This window comes from Chelatococcus sambhunathii (assembly GCF_001418005.1).
Taxonomy (GTDB): domain Bacteria; phylum Pseudomonadota; class Alphaproteobacteria; order Rhizobiales; family Beijerinckiaceae; genus Chelatococcus_A; species Chelatococcus_A sambhunathii.
In genome coordinates this window covers 360,373-384,086 of sequence record NZ_LIOL01000003.1, presented here as the reverse complement: position 1 = coordinate 384,086, position 23,714 = coordinate 360,373, and the positions used below count along the sequence as shown (strand labels likewise).

At 68.1% G+C, this 23,714-nt stretch carries 22 protein-coding genes; 9 read left to right on the top strand and 13 right to left on the bottom strand.

Going from position 1 to position 23,714, the window contains the following annotated elements; translation table 11 throughout:
- Positions 1-19: 19 nt before the first annotated feature.
- The 7 genes from ASC46_RS08340 to ASC46_RS08315 all read right to left on the bottom strand — a co-directional run bounded on the left by ASC46_RS08340 (position 20) and on the right by ASC46_RS08315 (position 7,729).
- Positions 20-988 carry a helix-turn-helix domain-containing protein gene (locus ASC46_RS08340; protein ID WP_055458819.1) on the bottom strand — a complete coding sequence of 323 codons (969 nt, stop codon included), beginning with the start codon at positions 986-988 and terminating at the stop codon, positions 20-22.
- Positions 989-1,117: 129 nt separating this feature from the next.
- On the bottom strand, positions 1,118-1,285 hold the full coding sequence (locus ASC46_RS20795; protein ID WP_245280504.1) for an SDR family oxidoreductase: 168 nt from the start codon (positions 1,283-1,285) through the stop codon (positions 1,118-1,120).
- Between the two features lie 67 nt (positions 1,286-1,352).
- On the bottom strand, positions 1,353-2,471 hold the full coding sequence (locus ASC46_RS08335) for an acetoin dehydrogenase dihydrolipoyllysine-residue acetyltransferase subunit (RefSeq protein WP_055458818.1): 1,119 nt from the start codon (positions 2,469-2,471) through the stop codon (positions 1,353-1,355).
- A 10-nt stretch (positions 2,472-2,481) separates the two neighbouring features.
- Entirely contained in the window at positions 2,482-3,501 is a 1,020-nt protein-coding gene (locus ASC46_RS08330) for an alpha-ketoacid dehydrogenase subunit beta (RefSeq protein ID WP_055458817.1), read from the bottom strand.
- A 35-nt stretch (positions 3,502-3,536) separates the two neighbouring features.
- Entirely contained in the window at positions 3,537-4,520 is a 984-nt protein-coding gene (locus tag ASC46_RS08325) for a thiamine pyrophosphate-dependent dehydrogenase E1 component subunit alpha (protein WP_055458816.1), read from the bottom strand.
- Positions 4,521-4,562: 42 nt separating this feature from the next.
- Positions 4,563-5,609: an ATP-NAD kinase family protein gene (locus tag ASC46_RS08320; RefSeq protein WP_055458815.1), complete on the bottom strand. Its 1,047-nt coding sequence runs from the start codon at positions 5,607-5,609 to the stop codon at positions 4,563-4,565.
- Positions 5,610-5,782: 173 nt separating this feature from the next.
- On the bottom strand, positions 5,783-7,729 hold the full coding sequence (locus ASC46_RS08315) for a sigma-54-dependent Fis family transcriptional regulator (RefSeq protein WP_055458814.1): 1,947 nt from the start codon (positions 7,727-7,729) through the stop codon (positions 5,783-5,785).
- A gap of 427 nt (positions 7,730-8,156) precedes the next feature.
- On the opposite strand from ASC46_RS08315, the gene ASC46_RS08310 reads away from it, so the two are divergent.
- The 6 genes from ASC46_RS08310 to ASC46_RS08285 all read left to right on the top strand — a co-directional run bounded on the left by ASC46_RS08310 (position 8,157) and on the right by ASC46_RS08285 (position 14,127).
- Positions 8,157-9,308 carry an ABC transporter ATP-binding protein gene (locus ASC46_RS08310; protein ID WP_055458813.1) on the top strand — a complete coding sequence of 384 codons (1,152 nt, stop codon included), beginning with the start codon at positions 8,157-8,159 and terminating at the stop codon, positions 9,306-9,308.
- 37 nt (positions 9,309-9,345) lie between these two features.
- Complete coding sequence (locus ASC46_RS08305; protein WP_055458812.1) at positions 9,346-10,482, top strand: ABC transporter substrate-binding protein; 1,137 nt, start codon at positions 9,346-9,348, stop codon at positions 10,480-10,482.
- Positions 10,483-10,666: 184 nt separating this feature from the next.
- Positions 10,667-11,488: an ABC transporter permease gene (locus tag ASC46_RS08300; RefSeq protein ID WP_055458811.1), complete on the top strand. Its 822-nt coding sequence runs from the start codon at positions 10,667-10,669 to the stop codon at positions 11,486-11,488.
- Positions 11,485-12,336, top strand: coding sequence for an ABC transporter permease (locus ASC46_RS08295; RefSeq protein ID WP_055458810.1), 852 nt, complete (start codon positions 11,485-11,487; stop codon positions 12,334-12,336). Before ASC46_RS08300 ends, ASC46_RS08295 begins: the two co-directional genes overlap by 4 nt.
- Positions 12,337-12,348: 12 nt before the next feature.
- Entirely contained in the window at positions 12,349-13,392 is a 1,044-nt protein-coding gene (locus ASC46_RS08290; protein ID WP_055458809.1) for a LacI family DNA-binding transcriptional regulator, read from the top strand.
- Between the two features lie 222 nt (positions 13,393-13,614).
- Complete coding sequence (locus ASC46_RS08285) at positions 13,615-14,127, top strand: Hsp20/alpha crystallin family protein (protein ID WP_055458808.1); 513 nt, start codon at positions 13,615-13,617, stop codon at positions 14,125-14,127.
- Between the two features lie 268 nt (positions 14,128-14,395).
- On the opposite strand, the gene ASC46_RS08280 is transcribed toward ASC46_RS08285, so the two are convergent.
- From ASC46_RS08280 to ASC46_RS08260, 5 genes are all read right to left on the bottom strand, one after another.
- Complete coding sequence (locus ASC46_RS08280; protein WP_055458807.1) at positions 14,396-14,617, bottom strand: DUF6894 family protein; 222 nt, start codon at positions 14,615-14,617, stop codon at positions 14,396-14,398.
- Positions 14,618-14,687: 70 nt separating this feature from the next.
- Complete coding sequence (locus ASC46_RS08275; RefSeq protein WP_055458806.1) at positions 14,688-15,734, bottom strand: SDR family NAD(P)-dependent oxidoreductase; 1,047 nt, start codon at positions 15,732-15,734, stop codon at positions 14,688-14,690.
- 25 nt (positions 15,735-15,759) lie between these two features.
- Positions 15,760-16,452 carry a sugar transferase gene (locus tag ASC46_RS08270; RefSeq protein ID WP_055458805.1) on the bottom strand — a complete coding sequence of 231 codons (693 nt, stop codon included), beginning with the start codon at positions 16,450-16,452 and terminating at the stop codon, positions 15,760-15,762.
- Between the two features lie 34 nt (positions 16,453-16,486).
- Entirely contained in the window at positions 16,487-17,599 is a 1,113-nt protein-coding gene (locus ASC46_RS08265; RefSeq protein ID WP_055458804.1) for a DegT/DnrJ/EryC1/StrS family aminotransferase, read from the bottom strand.
- 50 nt (positions 17,600-17,649) lie between these two features.
- Positions 17,650-18,369, bottom strand: coding sequence for a nucleotidyltransferase family protein (locus tag ASC46_RS08260; protein WP_055458803.1), 720 nt, complete (start codon positions 18,367-18,369; stop codon positions 17,650-17,652).
- A 360-nt stretch (positions 18,370-18,729) separates the two neighbouring features.
- On the opposite strand from ASC46_RS08260, the gene ASC46_RS08255 reads away from it, so the two are divergent.
- Positions 18,730-20,040: a hypothetical protein gene (locus tag ASC46_RS08255; RefSeq protein ID WP_245280503.1), complete on the top strand. Its 1,311-nt coding sequence runs from the start codon at positions 18,730-18,732 to the stop codon at positions 20,038-20,040.
- A 23-nt stretch (positions 20,041-20,063) separates the two neighbouring features.
- On the opposite strand, the gene ASC46_RS08250 is transcribed toward ASC46_RS08255, so the two are convergent.
- Positions 20,064-21,113, bottom strand: coding sequence for a FemAB family XrtA/PEP-CTERM system-associated protein (locus tag ASC46_RS08250; RefSeq protein ID WP_055458802.1), 1,050 nt, complete (start codon positions 21,111-21,113; stop codon positions 20,064-20,066).
- 431 nt (positions 21,114-21,544) lie between these two features.
- Here ASC46_RS08250 and ASC46_RS08245 point away from each other — a divergent pair, with 431 nt between their 5' ends.
- The gene (locus ASC46_RS08245; RefSeq protein ID WP_055458801.1) at positions 21,545-22,453 is read left to right on the top strand and encodes an XrtA system polysaccharide deacetylase; all 909 of its coding nucleotides are present in this window, start codon (positions 21,545-21,547) and stop codon (positions 22,451-22,453) included.
- Positions 22,453-23,712 (top strand): glycosyltransferase, encoded by a 1,260-nt coding sequence (locus ASC46_RS08240; protein WP_072249458.1) that lies wholly within the window; start codon positions 22,453-22,455, stop codon positions 23,710-23,712. Before ASC46_RS08245 ends, ASC46_RS08240 begins: the two co-directional genes overlap by 1 nt.
- Positions 23,713-23,714 lie beyond the last annotated feature (2 nt).

Here is a 23,714-nt window from a genome sequence, read left to right as displayed (position 1 = left end):
GGAGATTTTCGGGTCGGGATCAGTGGGCGGCGTCGAGGCGCAGCCGCTTCAGTGCCCGGTAGAAGGTGGCGCGGCTCATGCCGAGCGAGGCGGCCGCCGCCGAGACATTGCCGTGCGAGCGTGCCAGCGCGCGCTGGATGACGCCGCGCTCGGCATCCGCCAGCTGCTCGCGTCCTCCCGGCCCGCCGGCAAGGAGATCCGCGGCCGGCAGCGAGCCCCTGAGGTCGTCGTCGCGGAGACCGAAGGCAAGCCGGGCGGCGCGCGTCGCGCCGATGATGAGGTCGTGCCGGTCGACGGCGATCAGTCCGCCCCCGCCACGCTCCGGCGATGGCGCCAGGAGCACACGGGCGTCGGGAAAGGCGCGCCGGAAATTCTCCGCCTCGATGCGCCGCACCGCGTCGCTCACCGCGACGGCGATGAGGTTGACGAAGCCCTCGGTGAGGTCGGCGCGGCAGGACGACACGTCGAGCGCCGCCGCGAGCCGGCCCTCATGGTCGTGGATCGGGGCGGTGGTACAGCTGAGGCCGCTGTTGCGGGCGTGGAAGTGCTGGTCGCGGTGGATGGTGAGGAGACGCTGCTCGACGAGGCAGGTGCCGATGCCGTTCGTCCCCTCGCTCGCCTCGCTCCAGACCGTCCCGGTCCACAGGCCCCAGCGATGAAAGGTCTCGTCGTCGGCGGGGGCGCCGCGCCGGTCGACGGGCACCCCGTCGGCATCGGCGAGGAGCACGCAGCAGCCGACGCCTCCCACCGCCTGGTAAAGGCGGTCGAGGCTGTCCTGCGCCGACCGGATCAGCAGATCCAGCCGTTCGCGCGCCCGCTGCAGCTCCGGACCCGTGAGCGTCTGCGGACCACGGGCGTCGGCGGGATCGAGCCGGTGCAGGGCACAGGAGCGCTGCCAGGACGCGACGAGGGCCGAATGCGCCGCCTCGCTGCCTGCGATGGCTGATTCGATGCGGTCAACGTGGCGTGCCACCGACGCATCGCGCATGTGGCTTCCTCCCACCGTGCGGGCGTTATGGCCGCCCCTTGCCACCGACGATAGTGGCGCCGGCCCGAGCGGACAAGCCGTGTGACCCTAGACTTAAGGCCGCATGGCGCGAACCGGCCAGCCTCTCGCTCAGACGAAGACCATGCCGCCGTCGACGAGCAGTGACTGGCCGGTCATGAAGTCCGAGGCCGGCGACGCAAGGAAGCAGGCCACGCCGACAAGATCCTGCGCCGTCGACGCCCGGCCGAGCACGGCGCCGGTCACGATGATGCTCCTGTCCTTCAGTCCGAACGGCATGGCTTTCTCCTCGGCCGGCCACGACGGGCCGGCCTCCGTTGCAGGTCTACGGCGTTCTCAGCGGTCTTCAGGCGGTGATATGGGCGCCGATCAGCTCGTTGACGCGGCTTGCCTTTTCCATCTGCACCATGTGCCCGGCGCCGGGGATGACCTCGGCCTTGGCGCGGCCATTGAGCGCCTCGGCATGGGCGGCCGGGATGATGCGGTCCTCCGCGCCCCAGACGACGAGGACGGGGATGTCGAGTGCGGCAAGGGAGGAGGCGACGAGCGTCTTCTGCCGCCCGTGGGCGAGGAAGGCGCCGGACAGCGCCTCGAGCGCCGCCGAGACGCCGTCGAGGCGCTTGTATCTGAGGAGGTCCTCCACGAGCTGGCGGCTGACGAGGGACGGATCGGCGAAGAGCTGTTCCACCACCGGCTTCAGCTCCCGCCGGGAGGCGGCCGAGACGAAGCCGGCGATGTAGTCGGCATTGATCTCCTCCCCGAGCCCGGCCGAGCCGATCAGGGTCAGCGATCTCACCCGCCCCGGCGCGGCGCTGGCCGCGAGCGTCGACACGGCGCCGCCCATGGAATGGCCGACGAGGTGGGCGCACTCGATCGAGAGCGCGTCCATGAAGCCGAGGAGGGCGCGGGCGAGGCCCTCGACGCCTCCCTCCGGCATCGCCTTGGCCGACTGGCCATGGCCCGGCAGGTCGAGCGCATAGACCGTCGCCTTGTCCGCCAGCGCATCGATGTTGAACAGCCAGTTGTCGAGATCGCCGCCAAAGCCGTGCACGAGCACGATCGTCTCGGCGCCCTCCCCGCGCCGCGCATAGCACAGCCGGCCGGCGGGCGTCTCGACGAATTCGTAGGTCGGGCCGGCTTCCTCCTCGCCTGCCTCGTCGGCGGAAGGGGTGACATAGCCGGCCACATAGGCGTCGATCTCCGCCTCCGGCACGTCGGCATCGGCGACGACGCCGATGAGGGCCTTGACCGGATAGACCGTGTCGACCTCGCCGATGGCGCGGCGCAGGACGCCGGCCTCGCTCGCCTCGACGACGCCGGCGATCTTGTCGGTCTCGACCTCGACAATCTCGTCGCCGACGGCGATTCGGTCGCCGGGCCGCTTCAGCCAGCCCGTGACCTTGCCCTCTTCCATGGCAAGGCCCCACTTGGGCATCACCACCGGCTTGATGCGCTGATCCGTCATGTCCTTCCCCTCAAGCTGCCATGGCGCGCGGCGCGATCTTCGACACCGCGGCGGTGATCGCATCCGCCGTTGGGATGTAGAGGTCCTCGAGCACGGGCGAGAACGGCACCGGCGTGTGCGGCGCCGTCACCATCTGCGGCGCGGCCTTCAGCGCCCCGAAGGCCTCCTGCACCACATGCGCGGACACATCCGTCGCGATGGAGCAGCGCGGGTTCGCCTCGTCGACGACGACGAGCCGGCCGGTCGTCTCGACGCTCTCGAGGACCGTGTCCCAGTCGATGGGCGAGAGCGTCCTCAGGTCGATCACCTCGGCCTCGATGCGCTCCTTGGCGAGCCGCTCGGCCGCCTCCAGCGCCCGGTGCACGGTGAGCCCGTAACTGACGATGGTGACGTCCTTGCCCTCGCGCACCACCGCCGCCTCGCCGAAGGGGATGGCATAGGCCTCCTCCGGCACGTCGGCCTCATGGCCGTAGAGGTTCTTGTGCTCGCAGAAGATGACGGGATCGTCGTCGCGGATGGCCTGGATGAGCAGGCCCTTGGCGTCATAGGCGTTGGACGGGCACACGACCTTGAGCCCCGGCACATGGGTGAAGACGGGCGTCAGCATCTGCGAATGCTGGGCCGCGGCGCGGAAGCCGGCACCCACCATGGCCCGGATGACGACGGGGGTCTTGGCCTTGCCGCCGAACATGTACTTGAACTTCGCCGCCTGGTTGAGGATCTGGTCGAAGCACACGCCCATGAAATCGAGGAACATCAGCTCGGCCACCGGGCGCATGCCGCAGGCGGCCGCGCCGATGGCGGCGCCGATATAGGCCGATTCCGACAGGGGCGTGTCGAGCAGCCGGCCGGGATATTTGGCGTGCAGCCCCTTGGTGACGCCGAGCACGCCGCCCCAGGCATCCTCCTCGCCGGGGCTGCCGGCCCCGCCGACGATATCCTCGCCCATGACGATGACGGCGGGATCGCGGCGCATCTCGAGGTCGAGCGCCTCGTTGATCGCCTGTTTCATGCTGATCTTGCGGGCCATGACGGTTTCCTCCGGATGTTCTTGGCTGTCGAGCGTCAGTAGGCGACGTAGACGTCGGTGGTGAGGTCGCGTGCCGACGGCAGCGGCGCGGCCTTGGCGGAAGCCACCGCATCCTCGATGAGCGCCCCGACCTCCCGGTCGATCGCCGCGAATTCGTCCGCCGTGACAACGCCTGCCTCGCGCACGCGCGCGGCGAAGATCTTCAGGCAGTCGCGGTGCTCGCGGTTGTAGTCGTTCTCGCCCTTGGCCTTGTAGGTCTGGGCGTCGCCTTCGAAATGGCCGAAGAAGCGGACCATCTTGCATTCGAGCAGCGCCGGCCCGCCGCCCTCGCGCGCGCGGCGGATCATCTCGCCGGCCGCCTCGTAGACGGCGAAGAAGTCCGTGCCGTCCACGGTCACGCCCGGCAGGCCGAAGCCGGAGGCGCGGTCGACATAGGAATCGACGGCGGTGGCGTAATCGACCGAGGTCGATTCCGCATAGCCGTTGTTCTCGACCACGAAGATGACCGGCAGGTTCCACACGGCGGCAAGGTTCATGCTCTCCAGCACCATGCCCTGGTTGGAGGCGCCATCGCCGAAGAAGGTGATGCCGACGCCGCCGTCGCCGCGGAACTTGGCCGCGAGGCCGGCGCCGCAGACGAGCGGGGCGCCGGCGCCGAGGATGCCGTTCGCCCCCATCATGCCCTTGGCGAGGTCGGCGATGTGCATGGAACCGCCCTTGCCGCGGCAGGCGCCGGTCGCCTTGCCGTAGATCTCGGCCATCATCTCGTGGACATCGACGCCCTTGGCGATGCAGTGGCCGTGGCCGCGGTGCGTGGAGGCGATGCGGTCGACGTCGGTCAGGTGCATCATGATGCCGGTGGCGCAGGCCTCCTCTCCCGCATAGAGGTGGACGAAGCCCGGAATGTCGCCCTTGGCGAACTCGACATGCAGCCGCTCCTCGAATTCGCGGATGGTCCGCATGGTGCGGTAGGCCTTCATCAGGTCCGCCTTGTCGAGCGGGAAGGGATTGGTGGACATCGGCATTTCCTCCTTTGGTCGACCCTTGGGGTTGTCGTTGGTTCAGGCGAGAGCCGTGGCGAGCAGGGATGCCCCGGCCCTGAGGAGCCCGTGCGTCGCGGCGAACTGCATGACGGCGGGCACGTTCACGGTGCGGAAGGCATCGGCCGTGAGCGTCACCGAGACAGCCTCCCGCCCGTCGAAGAAGATCTCGCGCTCGCCGTCGAGAGCGACGGAGCCGGCGGCCAGATGCGGGTGGAAGGGGATGCCCGCCGGCATACGCCGCCAGTCGTCGATGCCGACGGGCACCACGAGGCCGGGTGCGATGGGAGCGCTGAGGACGGTGCGCGCCGTCGCGGCGGGCGCCAGCGAAACCATCATGCCGCCCGCCTCCCCGCGCCCGACCGGCTCGATCAGCCCGGCGATGGCCGCCATGCCGATCACCTCCGGATCGGCGAAGGTGACGAAGAGCTCGCGGAAGGTCTCGGTGCGCCACAGCGCCCTGGCGCCGATATAGCTGTCGGTGACGAAGGCGACGTCGACGAGCGCGATCTCCGCCGGTCGCTCGCCGACCGCGACGTCGAGGCGCTTGTTGGACGCGAAGGCGACTCTGGCCGGCACGCGCCCGGTGGCGGCTAGGCCGGCCGCGAGGCCGGTGATCGTCGGCTCGCGATGCTCCGGGAAGGCGTTGTTGGTGCCCGTCGAGATGCCGGCGATCGGCACCCGCCCGCATTCCTTGACCACGGCCCGGTGCGTGCCGTCGCCGCCGAGCACGACGATGGCTGCGACGCCCGCGCGGTGCATGAGGCGGGCGGCACGCGCACTGTCCTCCGCCGTGCCGGTGACCGGCATGTCGAGATGCGTGACATGCGGAAAGCGGGTCTCGCCCTGGTTGCGCGAGCGCTCGATGCCGCGCATCACGTGGCCGCGGATGCCGCCGTGCTCCGGCATCATCACCACCTGCTCGATGCCGCAGGCGGCGAGCGCGGCGAGCACGCGCAGCACGATGTTGGCGCGATCGGCGATCTGCAGGCTCGCCGCATTGGCGACGACACGGCGGATGTCGCGTGCCGAGACCGGATTGGCAATGATGCCGACGATGGGCCCCAAGCCGTCCTCCCTTCGCTTGTCGTCTTTTGCGAAGGATGCGGCAAGGACGATGCCAACGGCGCGATCAGCGCCAAGTCATTGCAAACAAACAATCCGGCTGTTCTCTCAGGCGGGACTGGTGAGGCGCCGGCGCCCCAGCTGTGGCGCCCCGCCTGCAACAGGTGTGGCACCCGTCAGCTCAATTTATGCGGCGGCACGATGCCGAAGCGGCGCATGCGACGGTGGATGGTGGAGCGGTCGAGACCCCATTCCCGCGCCACCGCCGAGACGTTCCACTGCCGCGCGCGCAAGGCCTCGACGAGGCGCTCCGCCCGCGCCGTCTCCTCCGGGACGGCGGCGCGGGCCGGCGATGGCACCGGGGAATGAAGCAGTGCCTCCTCAAAGATGGTCGGCGGCAGATCGGCAACGTCGATGACGTCGCTCGTCGCGACGGCGCGGGCATAGTCGAGGCAATTGACCAGCTCGCGGATGTTGCCGGGCCAGGAATAGGCCTTAAGGGCGTTCATGGCGGCGGGCGAGAGCCGCCGCGGCAGCGCGCCGTCGCCGTGCGTGGCCATGAGGTGCCCGATGAGCCAGACGAGATCGGCGCGCTGGCGCAGCGCCGGCAGGGCGAGCACGGCGCTGTTGAGGCGGAAGTAGAGGTCCTCGCGGAATTCGCCGGCCCGCACCAGCTCGACGAGATCGCGGTGCGTGGCGGCGATGACGCGGATGTTAACCGGCACCGGCCGGGTGCGGCCGACGGGCGTCACCTCGCGCTCGGCGAGCACGCGCAGCAGGCGGGTCTGCAGCGCGAGCGGCATGTCGCCGATCTCGTCGAGGAAGAGCGTGCCGCCGTCGGCCTCGATGACGAGGCCCTTCTTGCCCTTGGCCGCAGCGCCCGTGAAGGCGCCCGGCTCGTGGCCGAACAATTCGCTCTCGATGAGCGTTTCGGGCAGCGCCGCGCAGTTCACGGCGACGAAGGGCTTTCCCGCTCGCGCGCTCGCAGCGTGGATGGCCTTGGCGAGATGCTCCTTGCCGGTGCCCGTTTCGCCATGGATGAGGATGCTCATCTGCGTGTTGACGAGCCGGGCGGCCCTGGCGACGACTTCCTCCATCATCGGGTCGCCGCCATGGAGCGTCTCGAGCGGACGAGCCAAGGCCGCCTTCCGTGCCGGCGCAGGCTGCTGCGACGCGCGAGCCGGCGGCGGCAGGCTCTGGGCGAAGAGGGTCGTGCCGCTCGCCAGCAGCCGGACCGCCCGCTGGCGCGTCGGCAGCGAATGGGCGAAGAGGGGCAGGTCGTCGATCCGGCAGTCGAGATAGTCGCTGATCATCGCCCCGAGCGGGTTCGGATTGCGCATCGAGCGCAAGGCGGCTTCGCGCAGCAGGAGGCGGCGCGCGCGGTCGTTGAAGCCGATGATGCGCCCGCCCGCATCGATCGCCAGCACGCAGTCGGGATCGACGTCGGCGAATTCCTGGCTCGCCGCCAGCTTGAGGATCCACTCGCTGCGGAAATTGTTGAGGAGGTTGGCGTTCTCGATCTTGTGAGCATAGGATTTGACGAGTTGGAGCGCGAGGTATTGGCTTTGTTTCGGCTCCGGCGACTTCAGTGCCGAGATGTCGAGAACGCCTGCGAGCGTGCCGCCTGAATCGAAGATTGGGGCGGCAGTGCAGGTGAGTGGAATGTGCGTCGCGTCGAAATGGTCGCTTTGGTGCACCGTCAGCGCCTCGCCGGTGGCGATGCAGGTGCCGACGGCGCAGGTACCCATATGCGTCTCGGCCCAGTCGGCGCCCAGATAGAGCCCGGCCCGGTGCAACTGGTCGTTGAAGGTGGGATCGCCGATGAAATCGACTGTGACCCCCTTGGCATCGGTGAGAAGCAGCACATAACCGAGGCCGCAGACCTGCCGATAGAGCGTCTCGAGCCCCACGCGCGCGGTGTGCAGGAACTCGTCCATGGCGTCGCGATGCTCGCGCAGTTGCGCCTGGGGCAGGATCTGCGCATCGCGCAGCACGACGGGATCGAGCTTGTGCTCGTCCACGCACCGCCGCCACGACTCCTGAATCACCGCATCGCGCGCTGTCCGCTCGCCGACGGCGACCCGCACGACCTCGTCGATATGGGCGGCCTGCTCCTGCCTCATGGCTGCGCTCCTCCCCATATGTCTGTTCGATTTTTTCGTGAAGTGTCGCCCCGGACGCCGGTCCGATCAAGCCGCGACGGCACGGCCAACCCTCGCGACGCCTTCCACCTCGCTTCAAACCGTTGACCGTGCGTGTGAAACCGTCTCAAACCCGTTGCGCCGTCATACCCGCGCCTGACGCGGGCCTCGAAATCGTGGATGGCCGGGATAAGGCCGGCCATGGCGAGCGGAGAGGCGGCCCACCCGCTCATTCACAATCCCACAAGAACCGCTCCCGGGGGAAGAAAGCGTCCTGCTCAAGGGGGCGGCAACGCCGCAACCGGTCTGCCCAAACCGTCATCGGGATGTTATGAATGGGACCTATGTCCCGACCTGGCTTGCAGGGCATCGCCGTTCCGCGATGCACACCTGTGCAACGGGGGGCTCGATGACACTGGCGCCGTTTCTCGAGGTCAAGAAGGCGAGCGTCGCCTATGGCGCGACAACGGTGCTCGACGGCATCGACCTCGCCATCGCCAAGGGGGAATTCGTCGCCCTGCTCGGCTCCTCGGGCTGCGGCAAGACCACCTTGCTCCGGACCATCGCAGGCTTTGTGATGCCCTCGGCGGGAACCGTCTCCGTCGCGGGCCGCGACGTGACGCGCCTGCCGCCGGACAAGCGGGGCATGGCTCTCGTCTTCCAGTCCTATGCCCTGTGGCCGCACATGACCGTGGCACAGAACATCGGCTATGGCCTCAAGCTGCGTCACCAGCCGGCCGAGGCGATCGCCCGGCGTGTCGCGGAGATGGAGGCGCTGCTCGGTCTCACCGGCCTTGCGCGCCGCAAGCCGGCCGAGCTCTCGGGCGGCCAGCGCCAGCGCGTTGCCCTCGGCCGGGCGCTCGCCATCGATCCCGAGATCCTGCTGCTCGACGAGCCGCTGTCGAACCTCGACGCCCGCATCCGCCTCTCCGTGCGGCACGAGATCCGCGCCCTGCAGCGCCGGCTCGGCATCACCGCAATCCATGTCACGCACGATCGCGAGGAGGCGATGGTGATGGCCGACCGCATCGTCATCCTTGACAGCGGCCGCATCGCTCAGGCCGGCACGCCGGAGGAGGTCTACAACCGGCCCGTCTCGTCCTTTGTCGCCGCCTTCATGGGTGCGGAGAACAGCATCGGCCTTGTCGGAACCGTCGCGGGCGACCGCTTCGCCATCACGGCCGGACCGACGAACGAGCCCTGTGCCGTGCCACTCTCGGGGCGGCCGCTCGCCGACGGACCTGTCGTCGCCCGCTTCCGCGCCGAGGCGGCCAAGCTCGTGCCGGCAGGCGATGCCGCGCATGTCCCGGAGGGCACGCTGGTTCTACCCGGCCGCATCGAGAGCGCGAGCTATCCCGGCGGCCACTGGCGCCACGCCGTCGCCGTCGGCCCCGACACCGTTCTCGCCGACGCGCCGCAGGCCTTCGCCCCGGACGCGGCCGTGAAGGTGTGCGTGCCGCCTGAGGCGCTCTTCCTGTTCAACCCGCCCGGCGCCGAACCGGCCGCGGCCGAGTTTGCCGGACACAAGACAGACAAGGCTAGCGAACTGGCCGGAGCCTGACACAGGGCCCCGCGCCCGCCATAACGGAGACCGAACGATGAAAACGTTGTTCAATGCGGCTCTCGCCCTCGGCTTGGCGGCCACGCCGGCCGCGGCAGCCGAGCTGACGGTGGTCACCGCCGGCGACCAGAACATGGTCGAATATGTGAGTGAATATCTCGGCCCGCTGTTCGAAAAGGAAAATCCCGGCGCCAAGGTGCGCGTGGTCGGTACCGGGCCCGGCGATGCCGGCTCGCAGAAGATCCTCGAGCGCTTCGAGGCCCAGGCCAAGGCCGGCAGCGCCAAATGGGACGTCGACGTCGCCGTCGTGCACGAGAAGTTCGCCGGCCCCATGGTGGAGGCGGGCTATCTCGAGGCCTATCGCGACAAGATCCCGAGCGGCAAGCTCGTCACCCGCGGCAATGCCGACATGGCGCTCGGCACCAGGGTGAGCGGTTATGTCATGCCGATGTTCAACAGCCAGACGGCGCTCGCCTACAACCCCAATCTTCTCGCCAACCCGCCGAAGAGCTATGCTGAGCTCGCGGAATGGGCCAAGGCGAACCCCAAGCAGTTCGGCTACAACGGCATCAAGGGCGGCGCCTCCGGTGTCAGCTTCGTCATGGGCTGGATCTACGCCTTCGGCGAGGGCGACGCCGGCAAGCTGCAGAACGGCCCCTTCGAAGAAGCCGAGACGAAGAAGTGGGACAAGGCGCTTGCCAGCCTCAAGGACTTCACGCGCCACGCGACCCTCACGCCCGGCAACGCCGGCACGCTCGACCTCCTGAGCCGCGGCGAAATCGCCATGGGCCCGGTGTGGGTCGACATGTTCTATTCCTGGCAGGCGGACGGGCGCCTGCCGCCGGACCTCAAGCTCATCCTGCCCGAGCCCGGCATGCCCGGCCAGCCGATGCATTACGTGGTGCCGGCGAAGAGTCCGAACCGGGAGCTTGCCGAGAAGTTCGTCGCCATGGCGACGAGCCCGAAGGTACAGGCCGAGGGCATCGTCAAGCGCTTCAACTGGTATCCCGGCATCGACGCCCAGCACGTCCAGGCCGAGCTCGACGACGCGACCTGGAACAAGCTGTTCAAGGACATCACTCCGGAGGACCTCGCCAAGAACGGCAAGCCTTTCCCGATCGCGCCCTACAACAACGCGATCCTCGAGGCCTACGAGCGGCAGGTCTCGAACTGAGCGGGCCATTGGCGCCCGGCGGAACAGCCGGGCGCCATTCGCCCCTCTCCCCTTGTGGGGGAAGGGCCGGGGGTGGGCGTCGCGACGCAGGAGCACGACCTCCTGCCTGCTGCCCCCCTCCCCCATAAGGGGGGAGGGGCGGCACCGTTCCACTACAATGTTCCCGGCATAACCGGATCACCCCATGTCGAAACGCCTCCTCGGCCTCATCCTCGTCCTGCCGGCGCTGGCCACGATCACGCTGCTCTTCATCGTGCCGCTCGGCGCCTCGGTCGTCGGCGCCTTCGAGGTCGAGGGCCGCTACGGGCTCGGCAATTTCGACAAGGCCTTCGCCCTCTACAGCCAGGACATCCTGTTCACGGTCGTCATCGTCAGCCTGTCGACGGCGATCATCGGCCTCGTCGCCATCGCCATCGGCGGCTATCTCACGCTCGGCGAGAACCCGCACGCCGTCGCCGTCCTGCGCTGGCTCTACCGCTGGCCGCTGTTCATCCCCTTCATCGTCGTCGGCCAGGTGCTGCGAACCTTCCTCGCCAAGAACGGCATGATGAACAACACGCTCGTCTCCCTCGGTATCCTGACGCCGCTCGAGACGACGAGCTTCCTCGACTGGCGCGGCATCGTCATCGCCTTCGTCTGGAAGCAGGCGCCCTTCGTGGCCCTGCTCGTCTCCGGCGCCATGGCCTCGCTCGACCGCGGCACCATCGAGGCGGCGCGCAACCTCGGTGCTTCGCGCCTGCGCATCCTCATCGAGATCGTCGTGCCGCAGGTGGCGACGACGCTCATCGTCGGGCTCGTCCTGTCCTTCGTCACCATGATGTCGGTATTGTCGGTGCCGCTCATGATCAACGCCCAGTCGCCGACCATGATCACCGCCGACATCGCCTTCCGCCTCAACGCCTATCGCGACTACGGCGTCGCCAATGCGCTCGGCCTCATCTCGCTGCTCATCACGGCGAGCATTGCCTGGATCTACCTCAGGCACAACGTGAGGAGCCGGGCATGACGAGCCTCGCGACGACGACACCGGCCACCGGCCGCCGGCTGCCGCGGATCGACCTCTGGTGGCTGCCGCGCGGGCTGGTCCTCGGCCTTCTCGCCTTCATCATCTTCGGGCCGCTCACCAATCTCGTCTTGTGGACGGTGGCGGAGCGCTGGTACTTCCCGCACGCGCTGCCGCTGGAATACGGCTTCAGCTACTGGCAGCGTGTCTTCTCGCCGCGCGGCAATGCCATGGAATCCCTGGCGAACAGCGTCTTCGTCGCAACCCTGACGGTGATCGCGGCGCTCGCGCTCGCCGTGCCGGCGGGCTATGCGCTGGCGCGGCTCAAGCTGCCGCTGCGCAGCCTCATCCTGATCGCCTTCCTCATCCCGCAGGCGTTCCCGAACCTGCCCGTCTACGTCAACATCGCGCGGCTGTTCTACGGACTCGGTCTCAACGGCACCATTCCCGGCGTCGTCCTCGTCCACGTCACGCACGGGCTCGTCTATGCGGTGTGGATCGCCACCGCCGCCTTCTCGGCGGTCGACCGGGAGCTGGAGGAGGCCGCCCGCTCCATCGGCGCGAGCGCGCTGCGCGCCTTCCGCGACGTCACCCTGCCGCTCGCCGCCCCGGGGCTGATGGCGAGCGCCATCTTCGTCTTCCTCGAATCCCTCGACGAATTCACCGGCTCGTTCTTCGTCGGCGCGCCGGATGTCAACCTGTTGCCGCTTCTGCTCTATACGGCAGGCGCCGGCGGCAACTACCAGATCGCCTCGATCACGGCGCTGCTGCTGCTCGTGCCCTCCATCGCCTTCATGCTGGTGGTGGAACGTTTCCTCAAGGCGGACGTGCTGTCGCGCGTCGGCCACTGAAGCAAAAGCCGCATGACCGTGGACGACACCGCCGCCAGGATCCGAACGACCGGCAAGCCGCGCTTCGTCAGCGCCCAGGACGTGGCGCACCGCGCCGGCGTGTCGCGCTCGGCTGTCTCGCGCGCCTTCACGCCCGGCGCCAGCATCGCGGAGGAAACGCGCAAGAAGGTGATCAAGGCCGCCGCCGAGCTCGGCTATCAGGTCAACGACCTTGCACGCGGCCTTCTCGCCAACCACAGCCGCCTCGTCGGCATCGTCGCGACCAAGCCAGAAGTCGGGTTCCGAGCCGATCTCACCGCCGCGCTCGCCAAGGCGCTCATCCGGCGCGGCAGCGTGCCGCTGCTCATCAACACGGGCGAGACGAAGGACGAACTCGCCGCAGCCCAGCAGACGCTCTTCGGCCATCGCGCCGAAGCGACCATCATCCTCTCCGGCTCGCCGCCGGCCTCCTTCGTCGATCTCGCCCGGCGCAACGGGCAGCCCCTCGTCGTCATCGGTCGCTCCGAGCCGGAAACGGATCACGTGATGGTGGACAATAGCGCCGCCGCGCGCCTCGCGGCCCGCCTCTTCGTGGCGCGCGGCTTCACGCGGCTCGGTCTCGCCGGCTCGCGATCGGCGACACCGAGCATCGTCGAGCGTGAACAGGCGTTCTGCGACGAGGCCGCCCGCCTCGGCGCCAGGGTCGCCGTCGCACGCGGGACCGACACGGACTATGCCGGGGGCCTTGCCGCCGGCCGCGCCCTGCTCGCCGGACAGCCGCGGCCGCGAGCGATCTTCTGCGTCAATGACCTCGTCGCGCTCGGCGTCACGGATGCGGCGCGTACTGATCTTGCCCTCGCCGTGCCCGGCGATGTCGCCGTGATCGGCTTCGACGACATACCCCAAGCCGACTGGCTCGCCTATCGGCTGACGACCTTCCGCCAGGACGCGGAGCTGATGGCCGGCCGGGCCGTCGCCGTGCTCGATGCGCGCCAGCGGCGCCCGACAGGCCCCCTTATCAGCGAGCGCATCGAAGCCCGGCTCGTGGTGCGGCACAGCTTCGTTCCCAAGCCATGAGCGGGCCTCTTGAAGCCCGCCGGTCTCCACCTAGATCAATGATGCCGGTTGCCGCGACAGGGGCCGGCGGACCGCGGGTCCGCTCCGCAGCGCCCGCTGCTCCATGCCGCTTGTCGAGGGCATGGAGAACGGGTCGCGCTCGACCGCTCTCCTCCGGCTTCTGCCGCGCCAAGCCGGCGCTCCGCTTCGGAGCCGCTTCATCCCGAGCAATGGAGGAGACTCATGACCATTCGCGATCTCATCCCCTGGGGTCGAAACGACGAAACCGCCCCCGTCGCCTATCGGGAGCGCGACCCCTTCCTCGCCCTTCATCGCGAGGTGAACCGGCTGTTCGACGACGTCTTCCGGGGCTTCGAGAGGCCCTTCCGCGACGGGCCCGGCCGCCTCGCCGGATTCTCCGCCGCCTGGCCGAGCATCGAGGTCAGCGACGACGACAAGGAGATCCGTGTCGTGGCAGAGTTGCCCGGCCTCGAGGAGCAGGACGTCGAGGTGCTCCTCGATGACGATACCCTGACGCTGCGGGGAGAAAAGAAGGCCGAAACCGAGGACAAGGATCGCCGGTTCTCGGAGCGCTTCTACGGTCGTTTCGAGCGCCGCATCCGGCTCGGTTACGAGATCGAGGACGACAAGGTGAGCGCGAGCTTCCGGAACGGCGTGCTCACGGTGACGCTGCCGAAGAGCGAGAAAGCCGCAAGCAAGGCGAAACGCATCGCCATCGGCACCGAGAAACGGTAATCGCCGAACGCGCTACGGCTCGTCCGCACCGAGGATCCGGGCGGGTGAGGAGTGGTGCATCGACCCTGGCGCTGTCGCGCTTGACCGCTGCGTCCGAAACCGGGGATGGGCCCCGCGCCTGCGCTGCGGCGCCCGGCCCGGCGCAAGGCGCAAGGCGAGCGCGGGGCCGACGACGAGCGCCGTCCATTCGAGCTAAGATTGCGGTGGCGGCTATCGGCTGGTCTTCTGGGCCGGCCGCCGCCGATACGCACCAGCCGCAGCAATGATGTCAGTGCAGGGGGCTCGTGAGGAAGACCGAAAAGAGCCTGCTGCCGGTGGCGTCGGTGATGTCGAACCGCCACCCGTCCCAGTTCGCGAACGGATTCTCGTCGCGCAACTCTTCGATGGCCTGCATGACCTCGGTGCGAACCTCATCGAGGTCCGACCGCTCGAGACCGCAGTCGTCCAGCACGATCTCGCGCCCTGTCGACAGATGGAAATAGTACCGCAATGGCACCTCCTGTCCCTGCGGGCATGATGAGGCTTTCGGAGCGGGCCGGTTGAAGCAGGATTGCCCGGCCTTACGTGACATGTGACCTGTCCCTGCGGACGGCATTGCGGGCAAAACGCTCGCGCCAGAAGGCGATGGTACGCACGAGCCCCTCGCGCAATTCCACCTTCGGGCGCCAGCCGGTTGCCTTCATGAAGCGCGTGCTGTCCGCCAGGAGGACGCGTACCTCCGAATTGGCGGGGCGCAGCCGGTTCGTGTCCTGCTCGACGGGCTTTTGCCGGTCCGTCAGCGCCATGAGAAGATCGACCAGTTCACCGATGGCGATGCCTTTGCCGCTGCCGGCGTTGTACGGCCGCCCGAATTCGATGTCCGGCGCACAGCCGATGGCGAGGAAAGCCGCCACCGTATCCTCCACGTAGGTGAAGTCGCGGCTCGTCGAGGTATCGCCGACACGCACGGTCGCGGCGTCGGGATCGAGGATCTGGCGCAGGACTGTCGGGATGACCGCGCGCTCGCTCTGGCGCGGGCCGAAGGTGTTGAAGGGGCGCAGGATGGCCACGGGCATGTCGAAGCTCCGGGCGTAGGCCTCGGCCATCATGTCGGCGCCGATCTTGGAGGCCGAATAGGGCGACTGCCCCTGCAGGGGATGGCTTTCGCCGATCGGCACCGTGATCGCCGTGCCGTAGACCTCGCTCGTGGAGGTCTGCACGACGCGCCGCACGCGGTGCTCGCGCGCAGCCTCGAGGATGTTGATGAGGCCGAGGACGTTGGTCTCCACATAGGACTGGGCCGCGGAATAGGAATGGGGAATCGAGATCAGCGCCGCCAGGTTGAACACGACTTCCTGCTCCGCGAGGAGGCGGCGCACGAAGGCGGCGTCGCGCACGTCGCCGCGCACGATCCTGAGCCTTGTCACGACATCCGCCGGCAGATGGTCGAGCCAGCCGACGGAGTCGAAGGAATTGTAGAGCGCGAGCGCGGTCACGTCGGCACCCGTCTCCACGAGCCGCTCGGTGAGGTGCGAGCCGATGAAGCCGTCGGCGCCCGTCACCAGCACCCTCGCCTTCTTGTAGTCCGGTATGTGCGGCTGCGATGGAATGATGGGAGGGCGTTCCATGGCGTGCCTCTCGACTGGCATGCTGCTAGCGCAGGTGAAGCGGTGGGGTTTCCGTCACGCCGGCATCCGCGATGGCGCGCTCCGGCTCGCTGCCGAAGCCAAGGATGGCGAGGCAGCACAGAGCGATCCACTTGACATCGGATGCGAGCGTGCGTCCGGGATAATAGGCGAGGTCGAGCTGCGCCTTGGCCGGGAACAGCGTCTGCCGGTAGAACGCGATGGGATCGACGTCGGGCGGAAAGAGCGCGCTTTCGTTGCGGAAGGCCCACTGGCTCGGCCCGAAGATGCCGGGCTTGTAGGCGAGAACGGGGCGGGTCGCTTCGGTGAAGCAGTCGGCGAGCTCGAGGCTCTCCGGGCGCGGGCCGACGACGGCCATGTCACCGCGCAGGATGTTGACGAGCTGGGGCAGTTCGTCGAGCTTGCTGAGGGCGAGGAAACGCCCGACGCGCGACATGCGGTCATCGCCCTTCATCGTCAGCGGCAAGCCTGCGTTGCGCGTGTCCGGACGGAATTTGCGGAACTTGAGCATCCGGAAATGGCGGCCGCCAACGCCGAGCCGGGTCTGCGCGAACAGGACCGGCCTGCCCGTCTCGGCGACGATGGCGATGCTGACGAGCGCGATTACCGGGCTCAGCACCGCGAGGCCGATCGTAGCGAAGCTGATGTCGAACAGGCGTGCCAGCCCGGCATGATAGGCCCGCCTCCGGTTGGTCGTCATGTGCGCCTCGCCAAGTCCGTTGCAGCGTTACACCCTAGGTGCGAAGGGCGGTGGCGAGCGCGTTGACCACGTGCTCGACATCCGCGGCCGTCATCTTGGGATGCAGGGGCAGCGTCAGTTCGCGGCTGGCGAATTCCTCGGTCACCGGCAGCGGCCCGATATCCGGCCGCTCTCGGTAGAGGGTGAGGTGATGCACCGGCCGATAGTGGATGGTCGTCTGGATGCCCGCGTCCCGCAGCCGCTCGATGACGAGGTCGCGATCGGCTGCGGCCGGCAGGAGGGCCGGCATGATGTGGTGCGACGACGCCCGCTCGTCCGAGAAGGGCACGCGCACGTCCGGGCAGACGCGGTCAAGCAGCCGACGGTAGAGCCTGCTGAAGGCACGACGGCTGGCGTTCCACGCCGGCAGGTGAGCGAGCTGGACGAGGCCGACGGCGGCTCTCAATTCGTCCATCCGGTAGTTGAAGCCGAGCAGCGTCACGTCATAGTGCGGCGTGCGGCTGTTGAGACGCGCGAAGGTGCCACTCGTCATGCCGTGGCCGCGCAGCAGCCGCACCCGCTCGAGCAGTGCCGGATCACGCGCCGTGACGACGCCGCCCTCGCCGGTCGTCATGTTCTTGTTGCCGTAGAAGCTGAAGGCTGCCGCGTCGCCGATGGTGCCGGGTCCCTCGACGCCGACCGCATGGGCCGAATCCTCGACGAGCAGCAGGCCGTGCCGATTGGCCAGGGCACGCCAGGCGGCCCTGTCCGCCAGCGCTCCTGCATAATGGACGAGGATCACCGCCCTCGTCCTGGCGCTGCAGAGCTGTTCGGCGCGCGCGGGCGAGATGAGCGGCACATCGAGGGATTCGATATCGACGAAGACCGGTTTCGCCCCCACGTACATCACGCTGTTGGCCGTGGCGGCAAAGGTGAGCGAGGGCACCAGCACCTCGTCGCCGGGGCCGATCCCGGCGGCGAGGAGGATGAGATGCAGCGCCGCCGTGCATGAGCTCACAGCGATGCAGTCGGACAGGCCGTGCGCCGCGGCGAAGGCTTCCTCGAAGGCGCGCACCCGCGGCCCCATGGTGATCCAGCCGCTCTCGATGACCTCCGACAGCGCTGAGGTCTCCTCGGTGCAAAGAACGGGTTCCGATACGAGCAACATCGTCAGCCCCCAAAACCCCGAGCCATGTCGACGCTGGCTGTGGCAGCCGCTCAGGCGGCCGCCACGACCTCGAAGGCCGGCAACTGGTCGTCCCAGGCGAGTTCCTGCGCGATCTGGAAGTCCTCGATCCGCCCGATATCGAGCCACAGGCCATCATGCGCGAAGGTGTGGGCCGGTAGGCCGCGGGCAAGAAGCGTATGAATGAGGTCGTCGAAGCCGAAGGGCACGCCGGCCGGGATGTAGTCCAGCACGCGCGGCTCCATGCAGTAGACGCCCATGCTCATCATGTTGGTGAGCGAAGGCTTCTCCTTGAAGCCGACGATGCGTCCGTTGGTCTGTTCGATGACGCCGAAGTCGAGCTTGGTCTTGCGTACCGATGCGGCCACGGTGACGAGCGCCCCCTGCTCGCGGTGAACCTGGGTGAAGGCGCCGAGGCTGAGGTCCGTCAGCACGTCGCCATTGATGACGAGGAAAGTGGCGTCGAGCTCCTCGCGCAGCATGGTCAGCGGGCCGATGGTGCCGAGCGGCTCCTTCTCGCTGGTATAGCTGATATTCATCCCCCACTGGTGGCCGTCGCCGCAGAAACTGCGGATGAGATGCCCGAGGTAGCCGGTGGTGATGTAGGCGTCGGTGAAGTCGTTGCGCCGCAGCCATTGCAGGAGGAGTTCGAGGACCGGCTTCGACTTGACCGGCATGAGAGGCTTCGGAAGCACCATGGTATAGGGACGCAGCCTCGTGCCAAGGCCTCCGCACTGGATGACGACCTTCATCTTGTCCTCCCTCGCCAGCGGCACCGGAATACGCAGATCGGCCGCACCTGACGATGAAACAGCGAGGTTTTCGACGTGTACAGGGCGCAAAAGGGTAGATGTCCGAAGTAAATCCAGCCGACGGCCGCGTCCTCTCACCGCAAGCGGGCCGAGAGGTCCGTCCACCTGAGCGCATCGATCGTGCGACGAAGGCGGGGCGGGCGTCGGCGGGCTCGAACCCTGTCCCGTCCGGCGAAAGGGGCGGACACCGGCTCGCGGTCCACCCTGCCGAATGCTCCCCCTGAACTTTCCTTTCGGGCAATTGACCGGCCGGTGCTGCCAATTCCACCCTGACGCGCACAATCCTCAGGGCGAAGGGTGATGCGACGCCAATCCCGCGAACCAGACGGCAGGCCCGATCCCGGCAGTACGTCGGCCCACGTGCGTGGCATCCTTCTGTGCGTTCTCGTACTGTTGCCGGTCGGCCTCGCCGGCCGGGCGACCGAGGTCCTGCCTCTTGCCGGGAGCGCCGCCTTTCCCTCCCGTCCTGTCGTCGTCTCGACGCCGGCGATGCCCCGGCCGCGCTATCTCGAGACCGTTCGCGACCCCGTGTTCGGTACCTCCTTCACGCGCGTCACCGATCCCGGCGGCCGGATGGGCAGGACCATGGCCTGCGACGCTGCGCTTTGCCGGCACCGCTATTCGAGCACGCAGGCGTGGAACGCGGACCAGAGTCTGCTCGCGATCACCAACGGATGCTCGGGCATGTGCTTCCTCGACGGTCGCACGTACGAGCCGCTGTTTCACCGCCCCATGGACGAGGACTGCAAGTGGCATCCGACGCGGGCACAAGAGATGGTCTGCGTCTACGACGACCGTGTGACCCTCTGGTCGCCGCAAAAGGACGAGCATCGTGTGGTCTACTGGCCGGACGGCTATTGGGACCTTTCCTTCGGCCCCTACAAGGGCAACATTTCGGCAGACGGCCGCCGCCTCGTCCTCGGCGCCCGCAACAAGTCCGGCGCGCTCGTTGCCTTTGCCTACGATCTCGAAGAGCGCCGGAAATTCCCGGACATCGCCGTCTCCGCCCTGCCCGGCGACAACGGCTATTGCGGCATCTCCGCCACGGGTCGGTTCATCATGTGCTTCCAGACCCTGCCAACGCGCACGGAGACGGTGCATGTCTTTACCGTCGACGGGAGACAGGTCCAGCTCTGGCCGGAACATCACCGGCCCGGGCATGGCGACATGGCGATCGACGCGGACGGCCGGGACGTCTACATCGGCATCAGCAAGGCCGACCCGGACAAGTGGCACGTGATCAAGCGGCGCTTGGAGGACGGCCATGTCACCGACCTCACCCCGCCCGGCTATGCGTCGCACGCCTCGGTGCGCAACATCGGGCGCCCCGGCTGGGTCTTCCTCAGCTACGAGGGCACCTACGACAAGGTTGCGGAGGCGCCGGACTGGGCGCCCTTCTACCGAGAGATCGTCGCACTGCGCACCGACGGAAGCGGCGAACTGCGGCGCATCGTGCACACCTACAACGACCGGTCCGACTATGACAGCGAGATCCATGCCTCGCCATCGCCGGACGGCTCGCAGGTCATCTGGTCGAGCAACTGGGGCGTGCCCGGCGGCCCGGTGGCGGACTACGTTGCGCGCATCGAATGGCCCGACGCCGTGCGCTGACGGCCGCGACCCGTGCCACCTTCTCAGGGGATGTTGCGCACGATGTGCGGGCCGATGCCGTTCGCGACCCTGATCGGCAGCTTCTTCCAGCAGGTGATGGCAAGCGCAAATCTGGGATTGGTCGGCGCCAGCTCCGGCAGGGTCCCGCCGGCGGGCAGCCAGTAGGACCAGAACAGCGGCACCACTTCCGGCTGCCACTGCAGCTTGAAGGTGTAGGTGCCGGCGCCGATGGTGGAGCGGCCGAGATCGAGATGGCGGACCCCCGCGCCGCACGCCATCTCGATGGCCTTCCAGTAGAGGAACTCGTTCACGTACCGGGATGAGACGTCGTAGTCCGACGCAATCCAGGGCAGCTCGATCGTATCCCGCGAAGGGATAGCGAGCGCCGCCGCCACGGGCCGGCCGTCGAGCTCGACAAGCAGGATCTGCGCCCCGCGCACACGCTCGAGGATGGTGCGGAAGAACTGCGGCCGGTGTACCGGCGTCCCGAGATCGCGCATGTTCTTGGCGAAGACGCGATAGAAGCGGTCAAGCCCGTCCGTGCCGGCGCGCGAGAAGACCGCGCCCGCGCGCTCGGCCTTGCGCACCTTTCCACGAAGGCGCGAGCTCAGCGCCACCCAGTGCCGCTCGGGGTCGGGCTCGATCGGCACGACAAGCGCCGCCTTGTGATGGCGCACCTGCCAGCCCCGCGCGGCCTCGAGGCCGGAGGCGAAGGACTGTCTGAGCTCGATGTGGCCGGCACCGCGGCGGACGGCCAGGTGCATCGCGGCCTCGGCGAGCGCCGCCTCGACGTCGGGCCGGTCGGCGAGGATGCCGCCGTAATTCACGAAAGGCAGGGAGACGAGATAATGCCCAAACAGCCAGCTCTTCATCTCGAAGAGCGGCAGAACGCCTACGATGGCACCGCCCGCGCGGGCGGCAAGATAGTATGGATCGTGGCCGAAGCTGCGGCTCAGGATCTCCCGCCAGACGAGCGCATGATAGCAGGAGCCGTTCGGCGCCGATGCGACATAGGCATCCCAGGCCTGCTCCAGCCGCGTTCCGACCAAGTCCACGATCTCGATGGATGCCATCGTGCCACACGCTCCCGCGGCGCCACTGCCCTTAGCGACGGGAATCTATACGCGCGGGGGCGGTGCGTCGCTGGCCAGAAAGGCAGGACCGCAGGCTCTTCCTGCCAGGCGCGCGCATCCCCTCGCGATCTTCCGCGATACATCCCGCTCATAGATCGCTCCGGGTATGACACGTCCGCGTGCGTCGCATGCCGGCCGCCACTTTAGGGATATACCCCTACAGAACCGGCGTCCAACCATGCCCGTGTGGTATTCTGAAAAGGTTCCACTTGGCGCTGGAAAGAAAAAATCAGCGCCCGCCATGCCTGCCGCGTTTCTTCCCATAACTCGGCAAGCACAGAACCGGGAGGTGCCAGTCAATCTCCATCCAAACGCCGGAGCAGCAAGAACGAACAAAGCGCCCGAGTTCAGGAGTGAAGGGGAGAAGTCACATGCCGGACGGGGCGCGCGCCTGTTTCATGACCGTGGATGTCGAGGACTGGTTTCACAGCTACAATTATGGATCGCTGGTCTCGAAAGACCGCTGGCCGGACTATGAAAGCCGCGTCGAGCACAATACCTCGCGCGTGCTCGACATCCTCGCACGACGCTCGATCCGCGGCACATTTTTCATCCTCGGATGGGTCGGCGAGCGCTATCCGCATCTCGTTCGCCGCATCGCCGGTGCCGGCCACGAGGTGGCGTCGCATGGCTACTGGCACGAACCCGTCTATTCGCTGACTCCCGACCAATTCCGCGACGATGTGCGACGATCGAAGATGGTCCTCGAGGATATCACCGGCCGGCCCGTGCGCGGCTATCGCGCACCCTGCTTCTCGATCACGAACTGGGCACTGCCGATCCTGCGCGATCTGGGCTTCGCCTATGATTCCTCGTTCTTCCCCACCACGGCGCACGACCGCTACGGCCGCCTCGAGGGCATCAGCCCGGGCACCGGCCCCTTCGAGGTGATCGACGGGCTCCACGAAATCTGCATCTCCTGCCTTCCCATGGGCCGCTTCGCCTTGCCCTGGGGGGGCGGTGGCTATTTCCGGCTGGTGCCCTACGGGCTGTGGCGCGTGGGTGTCGAACGGATCCTGCGCACTGGCATCCCTTATGTGTTCTACATTCACCCCTGGGACATGGACCCCGGGCAGCCGCACGTGGCCGGCATGCGCACGCTCGATGCCATGCGTCAGCGCGTGAATCTCGCCCGTTGTGCCGGACGTCTGGACGCCCTGGCAGGCGCCTTGTCCTGGCGCCCCATCGGCGAAGCCATCGCAGAGCCCGCCACGGCGCCGGCCGCGTGCCGGCCAATGGCTGCACGGGCGCAGGCGACCCCCATGTCCGGGAGGGCGTGATGCACGGCATGCGTCCGCATCTCCTGTGCATCGGCGGTGACGACCACGCCCTGCGCATTCCCTTCCTCCTCGCGCTGCGCGAGCGCGGCCTCAACGTGTCGGCGGCCGGCACGGGCGATGCGGGCGCATTCGCCAATGCGGCGATCGACTATCATCCCTATGCCATGAGCCGCTTCCTCGCCCCGCGCACCGACCGGGCGGCGATCGCGGCACTGTCCCGGCTGATCGGCGAATTGCGGCCGACGATCATCCAGTGCTTCGATACGAAGCCCGACATCCTCGTGCCCTTCGCCGCCCATGCGGCGGGCGGCGTGCCGGTCGTCAGCACGATCACGGGGCTCGGCTGGCTCTATTCGTCTCGGTCGCCGCTTGCCCTCGGCCTCAGGCCGGTCTTTACCCTCCTGCAGCGCAAGGCCTCCCGCCTGACGACCGAACTCGTCTTCCAGAACCGGGACGACGAGGTGTTCTTCGCCCGACACCGTCTCCTCGGCACGGCCGGCCATCGGGTCATCCCGGGCTCGGGCATCGATATCGCGCGGTTCGACCGCGCGGTGGCGGACGGACCCTCGCCCACGGCGCTTCGCGCCGAACTCGCGCTCGGCGAGGTACCTGTTGTCGTGACCGTCGCGCGTCTGACGCGACAGAAGGGCATCGCGACGCTGCTCGCGGCGGCCGCCATCGTGCATCGGCAGGTGCCTGACGTGCGTTTCCTCCTCATCGGCCCGCGCGAGAACGAGGGTCCGCTGGCCATCGGCAAGGCAGAGATCGACCGGCATCGACCCTATGTGCGCGCGCTCGGAGTACGGGCGGACGTGCCGTCGCTGCTGCGCATGGCCGATGTCTTCGCCTTTCCGACCGAGCTGCGCGAGGGCGTGCCCCGCGCGCTGATGGAGGCCTGCGTTGCGGGCCTGCCCTGCGTAGCGACGGACATGCCGGGGTGCACAGATGTGATAGACCACGGCACAAGCGGGCTCGTCGTCCCTGCCCGTTCGCCGGCCCGCCTCGCGCAGGCCATCCTTCAGTTGCTGCGCGACCGGACCACGGCGCGGAATTACGCCGCGCGCGCCTCGGCCCATGTCCGCAAGGAGCTCAATCTCGACGTCACCGTCGAGCGCTACGCGGCCCTCTATGAAGAGATTCTCTGCCGGCTCGGCGGGGCAGCTCGGCTATGGCCGGCCTATGCGCCGCTGCCGCCCGCCAAGCTCGCTGCAAGGTCCGGAGCCGCAGCCTCGGGCCCGAGCGTATCGTCGTCGGGGTGAGC